This is a genomic window from uncultured Aquincola sp. (assembly GCF_964001545.1).
Classification (GTDB): domain Bacteria; phylum Pseudomonadota; class Gammaproteobacteria; order Burkholderiales; family Burkholderiaceae_C; genus Aquincola.
Genome location: NZ_CAXFDV010000120.1, coordinates 1 through 4996, shown reverse-complemented (window position 1 = coordinate 4996; position 4996 = coordinate 1). Strand labels below are relative to the sequence as shown.

Sequence of the window (4996 nt, the reverse complement as noted above, 5' to 3'; positions counted from 1 at the left end):
TCGTCACCCGCGCGGTGACGTCCGACTACGCGCTCACCGTCAAGGGCGCCACCGTCGGCATCCACGACCGGGTGGAGCTGTCGCTGGCGCGGCAGGACTTCGATGCCGGCGTCGTGGTGCCGGGCACCACGCTCAAGCTGGACATCGCGGGCATCAAGCTCAAGGCGGCGGGCGACGCCATCCTGGATGCCGACACCTGGCAGCCGCAGGTGGCCGTGGGCCTGTTCTACAAACACCTGGACCCGGGCAGCGCCGTCGGCGGCGTGCTGGATTCGGTGGGCGCGAGGCGCCATGGCGTGGAGGTGTATGCCAGCGCCACCAAGCTGCTGCTGGCCCAGGGCGTGCTGCTCAACGGCACGCTGCGCGCCACGCAGGCCAACCAGAACGGCCTGCTGGGCTTCGGCAGCACCGGCGACCGCCGCATGCGGCTGCAGCCCGAGTTGTCCATCGCCAAGCTGCTGCGCAAGGACCTGGCCATCGGCGCCGAATACCGCTTCAAGCCCGACCGGCTGGCCTTCGCAGGCCCGGCCTTCCGTGAGTCCGACTGGAAGGACGTGTTCGTCGCCTGGGCGCCCAACAAGCACCTGTCGGTCACGCTGGCCTGGGTGGACCTGGGCCAGATCGTCGGCCACGACCGCCAGCGCGGCGCCTACCTGTCTATACAAGCCGGCCTGTGATGAACGCTGCCAACGCCATGACCCTCACCTTCCACCGCGGCGCGCTCGCCCTGGCCCTGCTGCTGTCGCTGGCGGCAGCCACGCCGGCGGCCCACGCGCAGCCCGCGCCGACCGCCGAGCCGCTGGTGCCGGTGTTTGCACCCGACCCCGCCCTGCTGGCCGACTTCGGCGGCGTGGAAGGCGTGCGCAAGCTGTCCGCGCTGTTCGTCGACAACATGAAGGCCGACCCGCGCATCGCCCACTACTTCGAGAAGACCAAGCTGCCTGAGTTGAAGAAGCAGTTGGCCGACCACCTGTGCCAGGTGCTGGCCGGGCCCTGCGTGTACGAGGGCGACACGATGAAGGCCTCGCACGCCGACCTGAAGATCAGCAAGGCCGACAGCCTGGCGCAGGTGGAAGTGCTGCAGGCCACGATGGACAGCCTGGGCATTCCCTTCGGCAGCCAGAACCGCCTGCTGGCGAGGCTGGCGCCGATGTACCGTCAGATCATCACGCGCTGATCAGTCGCGGCGTGCCGCGCGCTGGCGCCGCGCCGCCCAGCCGGTGGCGCCCAGGCCCAGCAGCAGCAGGGCCGTGGTGGCGGGCTCGGGCACGGCGCTGACGCTCAGCCCTTCGTGGTACGACAGCGCCTGGTCCACCGTGGCCACGGCCGCGCCGTAGATGGGGCCGACGGCCGGGCCGGCGAACACGCCGTTGCTCCACAGATTCACCACCTTGCCGTCGCCGATGCGGAACATCAGGCCGTAGATGTCCAGCATGCCGCCGTAGGCGGGGTAGTCGCTGGCCGTCTGCGGTGCGCCGCCGGGCCAGAACAGGTTGTCATAGGACAAAAAGCCATTGCTCACCGGCGCCAGCCCCGAGGCCACCGCAAAGCGGCTGAAGTTGGCCGGTGCCAGCAGGTTGGTGGCGTCGGGCACGTTGAACGCCGTCTTCACCAGCCCCAGCACGGTGGCGTTGCTGATGCCGGCCGCGGCATCGCTGAAGCTGCCGCTGATGCCGGTGACCACGAACGCATCCGCGTACTTGGCATCGGTCTGCGGACCGTAGGTCAGGGTCAGGTTGGCCGTGACGCCGGGGCCGTTGACCGCCAGGTTGACGGTGGCCGCACGGGTAGCCAGGGGCATGGCCGCCACGACGAGCGCGACAAGGGCCAGGGACGGGGTGTACTTCATCGGGTGTCTCCTCCAACTGCGGGCGGCAGCATAGGCTGGCCGATCGCCGTTGGCGCCGGTCCCCCCTAGAACGAAGCGAGGCGCGACGACGGCGCCGCCGCGCGACGCGCCGCGGTCCCGTACGTGGTAGCAACCGCCGATCGGACACGCGGGTTTGACTGGCCCTTCACGCCAGGGGGTAGGCGTTGCCCCGAGGCGGGTCTGCCCCTAGGCTGGCGGCCGTTGTTGCTTCAAGGCCCGTTCGATGCAGTTCCCGGACACCTCCCGCTGGCGCCTTCGGCTGGCTTGTGGCGCGGTCAGCGCCCTTCTCGTGGCCAGCGCGCCGGCCCTGGCCGCCCTCCACGCCATCGGCGCCGACGACCAAGGCGTCGGGCGCCTTTTCACCGACCTGGACATGCCGGCCACCGCCGTGGCCCTGGGCGACGGCAGCCGGGCCTTCAACGGCGGGCTCACCTTCAGCGCCGCCGACGGCCGCTTCTACGCGATTGCCAACGACAGCTTCGGCCAGTCGGTGCTGACCTCGTTCAGCGCCAGCGACCCGGCCCAGCTGTCCACGCCCATCAGCCTGGGCAGCGGCTTCGTCGGCGGCCTGGCCGCGCAAGGCAACCGGCTCTACGCGGTGGGGCAGGACTTCACCGGCGCGGCATCGCTCTACCGCCTGGATGCCGGCGGCGCCAGCCTGGTAGGCGCGCTGGGCGGTGGCCTCTTTGGCGGCCTGACCTACAACCCGCGCAGCGGCCTGCTGTACGGCATCGCGGCCGACGACGTGGGTGTGCAGCGGCGGCTGGTGGCCATCGATGCGAACGCCGCCGGCGGCCCCACCACCACGGTGCTGTTCGATCTGGGCGATGGCTCGCGCGCCTTCCAGGGCGGCCTGGCCTGGGACGACGCCGACCGCCGCTTCGTGGCCATCGCCAACGACAGCAGCGGCGCTTCGCAGTTGGTGGCCTTCACGGCCAGCAGCGCGGCGTCCTTGACCGACCTGGCCACGCCGCTGGGCCCCGGCTACGTCAACGCCGGCTTGGCCTGGACGGCCGCACCCGTGCCCGAACCCGAAGCTGCCTGGCTGCTGCTGGCCGGGCTGGCCACGCTGGGCGGCCGCCAGGCCTGGCGACGCCGCGCTGCGCCGACTTCCGCTTGCTGAAATCATCCCTTCTGGAGTAACCCATGACCCTTCGTCAATGGCTGGCGCCCTGCGCCCTGCTGGTGCTGGCCAGCCTGGCCGCGCCGCATGCCAACGCCCAGTACGCCGCGCCGATGCGCGACGTCGAGAACCCCGACCGCTTCCCGTTCATGGCCAATGCCTCGGGCAGCCTGGAATCGCCCTTCGTCAACGGCTTCGTCCAGTTCGCCACACCGCTGGGGCGCCGCTACGTGATCGAGCAGGTGTCGCTGTCCTGCACCACGCCATCGGCCAGCGACCAGATCACCTCCGTCAGCCTGTCGACCCGGCTCAACCAGGGCAACATCTCCATCGGCTACAGCGCCCCGGTGCTGCAGATGTCGCGCCGCGGCGCGGCGCCTTTCGGCGGCTTCGTCTGGACCGGTCACGCGCTGGTGAAGATGGTGTCAGACCCCGACACCTTCAGCCCCGACGGTGGCAAGGCCATCAGCCTGAACATCTTCCACACCGAGTCCAACGTGACGGTGAGCTGCAACGGCTTCGTCGGCGGCCACACGGTGACGCCATGAGCCACCAGCGCCTGAACCGGCCCGCCTGGGCGCTGGCCGGCCTGCTGGCCGCGGGCCTGGTGCCTGCACAGGCCGCCGAGCCTGCGCTGAAGGCGGTGGACGCCGGCAACGGCCAGCGCCTGTGGGTGGAGGCCCGGCCCGCACCGGCCAACCCCAGCGCGCCGGTGGCCGACACGGTGTGGGTCAATGGCCAGGCCGTGCGCGTGCTGCGCGAGCCCGGCGCGGCTGCGCCCACCACCGCCGCTGCACCCGCGGCCACCTCGGCCGCCACGTCGGCCACCCGCAGCGCCACCCCGGCGCGCCCCAACGTGCCGGCCGGCGCCCAGGCGGTGCAGATGCCGGACGGCAGCAAGATGTGGGTGCTGCCCGAGCGGTGAACCCTAGGCGGCCGCCTGCGGCCGTTCGCGCAAGCGCTCCTGCACCGCGCCCAGCCCGGCCACGTCGCCCGGCACCGCCGAATGGCTGAGGTGGAAGGTGCCCTGCTGCCGTGGCGTGGCACCGGCGCGCGCCAGGGCTGCGGCCAGCGCACCGTGCGCCAGCGCATCGGCCAGCGACGGCTCGTCGTAGCCCGACAGCAGCAGCACCCAGTCGGCCGCCGCATCGCCCAGGCCGCGGATGCGCTGCTCGGTGGTCGGCCCGATGGGCGGCGCCTGGTGGCGCAGCAGGTGCGCGCCCACCAGACCCGGCAGGCCGGCCAGCAGCGGGCACAAGGTCTCCAGCTCGGAGGCCAGCGCCGGGCCGTTGGCCTCTTCCACCTGCAGCTGCAGCGTGAGCACCTGGTGGGCCAGCAGGCCACCGGCCGTGGCCATCACCTGGCACTGGCTGCGCACCATGTTGCGGTGGTGCGGCATCAGCCGGGTGGACCAGGGCGTGGGGGCGTTCAGCCGCGCCAGGTAGGCCGGGCTGGACAAGGTGTCGTGCCCCGCCAGCTCGTAGATCACGAAGAAGCGGTCGCCCGTCGCGCTGCGCCAGCGCGAGGCCCGCAGAAAGCCGGGCACACCCAGCCGTTCCGGAAAGTGCTCGTGGCTGTGCCAGTCCTCGAAGTCGGGCCGCACGTCGGGCGCCATGTCCCACCACATGGCCAGGGCGGCCGTGCCCAGCAAGCTCATGCGGCGCTCCTTACTTGGCGCCGCGCATGCGGGTCAGTTCGGCATTCACGTCCTTGACCACACCTTCGCCGATCTCGCGGCTGAACTTGTCGACCACCGGCTGCACCTTGGCGCGCCAGCGCAGCATCTCGGCTTCGCTCACTTCGTTGACCTGCATGGTCTTGCGCAGGCCGTCGATGGCCTGGGCTTCCTTCTGCTGGGTCAGGCGGCGCTCCTCGGCCTTGGCTTCAGCGGCTGCGTCGCGGATCACCTTGCGCTCGTCGGCCGACATGCCGTCCCAGGTCTTCTTGCTCATCATGAACGGCATGCCTGTATAGACATGTCGGGTGATGGACAGGAACTTCTG

Annotated in this window: 7 protein-coding genes and 1 pseudogene; 5 read left to right on the top strand and 3 right to left on the bottom strand. The window is 71.2% G+C overall.

The genetic code is table 11. The features are described from left to right. Positions 1 to 677 (top strand): DUF3034 family protein (locus ABNT58_RS04035; protein WP_348752224.1); only part of this gene is annotated, 677 nt, incomplete at its 5' end. Then, positions 677 to 1177: a group 1 truncated hemoglobin gene (locus tag ABNT58_RS04030; RefSeq protein ID WP_348752223.1), complete on the top strand. Its 501-nt coding sequence runs from the start codon at positions 677 to 679 to the stop codon at positions 1175 to 1177. The genes ABNT58_RS04035 and ABNT58_RS04030, both read left to right, overlap by 1 nt. On the opposite strand, the gene ABNT58_RS04025 is transcribed toward ABNT58_RS04030, so the two are convergent. Beyond that, positions 1178 to 1849, bottom strand: coding sequence for a PEP-CTERM sorting domain-containing protein (locus tag ABNT58_RS04025; RefSeq protein ID WP_348752222.1), 672 nt, complete (start codon positions 1847 to 1849; stop codon positions 1178 to 1180). A gap of 244 nt (positions 1850 to 2093) precedes the next feature. On the opposite strand from ABNT58_RS04025, the gene ABNT58_RS04020 reads away from it, so the two are divergent. Genes ABNT58_RS04020 through ABNT58_RS04010 form a run of 3 tightly spaced genes read left to right on the top strand, consistent with a single transcriptional unit; the run spans position 2094 to position 3918 of the window. After that, positions 2094 to 2993, top strand: coding sequence for a hypothetical protein (locus ABNT58_RS04020; protein WP_348752221.1), 900 nt, complete (start codon positions 2094 to 2096; stop codon positions 2991 to 2993). A 23-nt stretch (positions 2994 to 3016) separates the two neighbouring features. Then, the gene (locus ABNT58_RS04015) at positions 3017 to 3541 is read left to right on the top strand and encodes a hypothetical protein (protein WP_348752220.1); all 525 of its coding nucleotides are present in this window, start codon (positions 3017 to 3019) and stop codon (positions 3539 to 3541) included. Continuing rightward, positions 3538 to 3918 (top strand): hypothetical protein, encoded by a 381-nt coding sequence (locus tag ABNT58_RS04010; RefSeq protein ID WP_348752219.1) that lies wholly within the window; start codon positions 3538 to 3540, stop codon positions 3916 to 3918. Before ABNT58_RS04015 ends, ABNT58_RS04010 begins: the two co-directional genes overlap by 4 nt. A 3-nt stretch (positions 3919 to 3921) precedes the next feature. Here the strand turns inward: ABNT58_RS04010 and ABNT58_RS04005 are convergent, their stop codons facing one another. Both ABNT58_RS04005 and ABNT58_RS04000 read right to left on the bottom strand, forming a co-directional pair. Continuing rightward, entirely contained in the window at positions 3922 to 4650 is a 729-nt protein-coding gene (locus ABNT58_RS04005; RefSeq protein ID WP_348752218.1) for a hypothetical protein, read from the bottom strand. Positions 4651 to 4660: 10 nt separating this feature from the next. Next, positions 4661 to 4996, bottom strand: a pseudogene (locus ABNT58_RS04000) (TRAP transporter substrate-binding protein); the annotation flags it as partial.

Excerpts from the sequence above, each read along its gene's own strand:
- ABNT58_RS04030 (WP_348752223.1), top strand. The coding sequence starts at position 677 with ATGAACGCTGCCAACGCCATGACCCTCACCTTCCACCGCGGCGCGCTC.
- ABNT58_RS04025 (WP_348752222.1), bottom strand. The coding sequence starts at position 1,849 with ATGAAGTACACCCCGTCCCTGGCCCTTGTCGCGCTCGTCGTGGCGGCC.
- ABNT58_RS04020 (WP_348752221.1), top strand. The coding sequence starts at position 2,094 with ATGCAGTTCCCGGACACCTCCCGCTGGCGCCTTCGGCTGGCTTGTGGC.
- ABNT58_RS04015 (WP_348752220.1), top strand. The coding sequence starts at position 3,017 with ATGACCCTTCGTCAATGGCTGGCGCCCTGCGCCCTGCTGGTGCTGGCC.
- ABNT58_RS04010 (WP_348752219.1), top strand. The coding sequence starts at position 3,538 with ATGAGCCACCAGCGCCTGAACCGGCCCGCCTGGGCGCTGGCCGGCCTG.
- ABNT58_RS04005 (WP_348752218.1), bottom strand. The coding sequence starts at position 4,650 with ATGAGCTTGCTGGGCACGGCCGCCCTGGCCATGTGGTGGGACATGGCG.